This is a genomic window from Pedobacter sp. HMWF019, from assembly GCF_003061025.1.
In the GTDB taxonomy this organism is placed as follows: Bacteria; Bacteroidota; Bacteroidia; order Sphingobacteriales; family Sphingobacteriaceae; genus Pedobacter.
The window spans coordinates 16,244-17,232 of record NZ_QAIL01000528.1; the positions used below are offsets into that span (position 1 = coordinate 16,244).

Genomic DNA, 989 nt, shown 5'->3' on the forward strand with positions numbered 1-989 from the left:
GTGTTCGCGGTACCAATTCCCACATTTCCATCTGAGGTTATTCTCATTCTCTCAAAAAGATCTGCCTTAGCAAACCCTACAGATGTATAAAAGCTTAAATCCATCGCCTGTACTAAAGGACTATTTGGTTGGTATGTGTTTATCCTTTCCGCCCTTATTCTCGCCCCAATTTGATCTGGAACAATATCTCTAAAAGTATAAAAGTCAATATTGTAACCACCAGGGCTGCCTCCCACTGGTACATTAACATTCCCTGCAGAATTGGGTCTTCCTATACTTATGGCGGATACCCCATCCAATTCAGCATTAACATGTAATTTGGCCATTGGGGTAGTGGTGCCTATACCCACATTTCCACCATCAGGATTGATATTAAAATTATCGAATGTTGTTCCATATCTTAATGCTTGAATAGAGCCATAATTACCTGTGGTATTATAGCCCAGCCTCAGTCTCTTATTTACATCTGATGCTCCAGTGAGTTGCAACTGCAAATCATCACTTTGAACGTTTAATTTTGAAATAGGGCTTGTCGTTCCAATACCTACATTTCCTCCCTGCGTTTGCATAATTAAATTTCCCGGACCAATTCCCCCCTTGATCACCTGTAATAAACCATAATTTCCAAAAGTATTCACAAGACCTAAAAGCTGAACTTGTGAAGCGTTTCCGTCGGTAATACCGAAATCATAATCTGTAGAAGAAATCCCCGTTAAAGTGCCCGTAGATTTAATGGTTAACTTTTGCAAAGGATTCAATAAACCAATGCCTACACTTCCATTCGCTGGAAATGTGTTTGTTTGGGCAGAAGAAGTGAAATAAAAGGATGTAAACGCAACAATTAAACTTAGCTTAATCTGTGTCATGTTATTTAATTTTAGATCTTAAATATTTTAATTCTTTATTGTGTTGTCTATTTTGAAGATCTGTTTGCTTCTTTAATTCTATAAGATGCAATGTCATTTCCTCTATCTTCTTTAGTAATCTGC

At 37.4% G+C, this 989-nt stretch carries 1 pseudogene; it reads right to left on the reverse strand.

From position 1 onward, the window contains the following. A pseudogene (locus tag DBR11_RS26365) lies at window positions 1-866 on the reverse strand (hypothetical protein); the annotation flags it as partial. Between the last annotated feature and the right edge of the window lie 123 nt (window positions 867-989).